The organism is Roseisolibacter sp. H3M3-2 (assembly GCF_029211165.1).
GTDB lineage: Bacteria > Gemmatimonadota > Gemmatimonadetes > Gemmatimonadales > Gemmatimonadaceae > Roseisolibacter.
This window is the reverse complement of record NZ_JARGEK010000487.1, coordinates 1-2,912: the sequence shown is the minus strand read 5'-3', so window position 1 is coordinate 2,912 and position 2,912 is coordinate 1. Positions and strand designations below refer to the sequence as shown.

Here is a 2,912-nt window from a genome sequence, read left to right as displayed (position 1 = left end):
CGCCGGCGCGCGCCCGCACCGTGCGCGCATGACGCCGCCGCCTTCCCTCCGCCGCACGCTCCTGGCGCTCGCGCCGCTGCTGGCCGCCGCGCACGCGCGCCGCGCCGACGTGCGCCTCGTCGGCGAGGGGACGGTGTCGACGCCCGCGTACGAGAGCGCGGCGACCGTCGCCCCGGACGGCCGCACGCTCTACTTCGCCAAGCGCCCGCCCGTCGGCTACTTCTCGGTGATCTGCGTGTCGCGCCTCGTGGACGGGCGCTGGACGGAGCCCGAGGTGGCGGAGTTCTCCGGCGGCGCGGCGAGCGACGCCGACCCGTTCCTGTCGCCGGACGGGCGCCGCCTCTACTTCGCCTCCACGCGCCGCGCCGACGGCGCGCCGAGGGGCGACCACGACCTGTGGGTCGTCGAGCGCACGGCCGACGGGTGGGGAGAGCCGCGCCCCGTCGGCGGCACCGTGAACTCGCCGGGCGACGAGTTGCACCCGACCGTCGACCGCGCGGGGACGCTGTACTTCGCCTCCACGCGCCCGGGCAGCCGCGGCGTCGACCTGTACCGCGCGGCGCCGACGGCGGCGGGCCACGACGCGCCGGTGCGCCTCGACTCGGCGATCAACGCGCGCCCGGTCGACGCGCACCCCGCGATCTCCCCCGACGGCGCGACGCTCGTGTTCTCGTCCACCGGCCGCGCCGACGAGCGGCTGCACGACGGGATGCCGTACGCGCGCGGCGACCTGTACGTCGCGCGGCGCGAGGGGGACCGCTGGTCGGCGCCGCGGCGCCTCGCCGACGGGATCAACTCGCCGGCCGCCGAGTCGAGCCCGCGCTTCACCCCCGACGGCGCGCGGCTGCTGTTCACGAGCGAGCGCGGGTTCGCGATGCTCCCCTTCGGCCGCCGCGTGTCGTACCGCGAGCACCGCCGCGGGGTGCGGGGCGTCGAGAACGGGCAGGGGAACGTGTACGAGGTCGACGCGCGCGCGCTGGCGGCGTCGCCGTGAGGGCGCGCGCCGTCGTCGCGCTCCTGGTGACGGCGTGCGCACCCCTGTCGCGCGCCGACGCGCCGCCCGCCGCGACGCCGGGCGCGCCGCCGCTCCCCGCGGGCGCGACCCCGGTCATGCTCGGCGGCGCGCTCGCGACCGAGATGAACGAGTTCGGCGGCGCGCTCACCCCGGACGGGCGGGAGCTGTACCTCTCGATCAGCGTGCCGCGCTCGTACGCCTACGCGATCGTCGCGTCGCGCCGCGACGGCGCGCGGTGGGGCGAGCCCGAGGTCGTCGCCTTCTCCGACGTCGCGCGCAACTACGACCCCGTGCTCTCCCCCGACGGGCGGCGGCTGTACTTCGTCTCCGACCGCGGCGTCGACGGGCGGCTGGCGACGCCGGCGAACCCCGACCTGTGGATGGTCGAGCGCGGCGCGGGCGGCGCGTGGGGCGCGCCGCGCCGGCTCCCGGCGCCGATCAACTCCGACCCGGTCACCGGCCGCCTCCCCGAGCACTTCGCCTCCGAGGCCGCCGACGGCACGCTGTACTTCGCCGCCGAGCGGCGCGAGCACCCGGGGATGGAGCTGTTCGTCGCGCGGCGGCGCCCCGACGGCGGCTACGAGACGCCGGTGCCGATCGGCGCGCCGGTGGACACGCCGGGGCTCGAGGCGGAGCCGCTGGTCGCCCCCGACCAGAGCTTCCTGCTGTTCGCGGCCTACGAGCGCGCGGGCGGGCGCGGGCACTTCGACCTCTACGTCGCGCACCGACGCCCCGACGGCGGGTGGGGGGAGCCGGTGAGCCTCGGCCCCGCGGTCAACACGGCGGCGCGCGACTACTCGCCGCGGCTGGCGCCCGACGGGCGCACGCTGCTCTTCACGAGCGAGCGCCACTTCGCGCTCGGGCGCCCCGCGGGCGCGCGCCTCACGCACGCCGAGCTGGCGGCGGGGCTGCGCGGCCCGCTCAACGGCAACGGCAACCTGTACGCGGTCGACCTGCGCGCGCTCGGCGCGCTCCCGCCGTCGCGCTGACGGCGCTACACTCGCACGCGCGCCGCCCACCTCATCGCCGCCATGCCCGACGTCCCTTCGCCCGAGGCGTACGCCGCCGAGCCGGTCGCCTTCCCGCCGCTGACCGTCGTCGACCTCGCGGCGACCGCCGCGTCGTGGGCGGTGCCCTACCGCAACGCCGTCGTCGGCCGCGTGAACGACGGCTGCCTGCGCCTCGCCGCGTTCGAGGGCGAGTACCCGTGGCACCGGCACCCGCACTCCGACGAGCTGTTCCTCGTCGTCGAGGGGACGCTGGCCATCGACCTCGCCGACGGCACGACGGTCACGCTCACGCCGTGGCGGGCCGCGACCGTCCCCGCCGGCGTCGTGCACCGCACGCGCGCGCTCGGGCGCGTGGTGAACGCCTGCGTCGAGCGGCTCGCCGCGGCGACCGAGTTCGTCGACCCGCCGGCGGGGTCGCCCGCGGTCAGGGACGTCCCCAGCTGACGTCGGCGACGCGCAGCTCGGCGCCGACGCGCACGACCTCGACCGACACGGCCTCGGAGTAGGCGCAGCCGTCGGCGTCCGTCCCCTCGACCGCGACGTACGCCCACCCGGCGTGCTCCGGGCGGCGGTGCGGCCACCCGTCCATCGGGTCGGTGCTCCCCACGAACACGCGCGGCGGCGCCACCGGCCCCGCCTCGCGGTCGCGCGCCAGCATCGCGTCGAACGCGTCCTGCAGCGCCTCGGCCGTCCACCGCGCGGCCAGCGCCGGCGCGAGCAGCGCCCGCGCCTCGGCGGCGTCGGTCCGCGCGAGCGCGGCGGCGAACGCGAGCCCCAGGCGCGCGTGGTCGGGGAGCGTCTCGGGGGCGGCGTCCGGCCGGTGGAAGGTGAGCCCCGCCGGCGCGCTCAGCCGGCCGCCGCGATCGCGGGCTGCGCTCGCCCCAGCC

General features: G+C 78.6%; 3 protein-coding genes and 1 pseudogene. 3 read left to right on the top strand and 1 reads right to left on the bottom strand.

Annotated elements, in window-relative coordinates:
- The 3 genes from PYV61_RS23415 to PYV61_RS23405 all read left to right on the top strand — a co-directional run.
- Window positions 1-994, top strand: a 994-nt coding sequence (locus PYV61_RS23415; protein WP_275836248.1) for a hypothetical protein, incomplete at its 5' end; no start/stop codon positions are given.
- The gene (locus tag PYV61_RS23410) at window positions 991-2,004 is read left to right on the top strand and encodes a hypothetical protein (protein ID WP_275836246.1); all 1,014 of its coding nucleotides are present in this window, start codon (window positions 991-993) and stop codon (window positions 2,002-2,004) included. The genes PYV61_RS23415 and PYV61_RS23410, both read left to right, overlap by 4 nt.
- 42 nt (window positions 2,005-2,046) lie before the next feature.
- Window positions 2,047-2,469, top strand: a complete 423-nt coding sequence (locus PYV61_RS23405; protein ID WP_275836244.1) for a cupin domain-containing protein — start codon at window positions 2,047-2,049, stop codon at window positions 2,467-2,469.
- Here the strand turns inward: PYV61_RS23405 and PYV61_RS23400 are convergent.
- A pseudogene (locus PYV61_RS23400) lies at window positions 2,450-2,912 on the bottom strand (hypothetical protein); the annotation flags it as partial. The gene PYV61_RS23405 and the pseudogene PYV61_RS23400 overlap by 20 nt on opposite strands.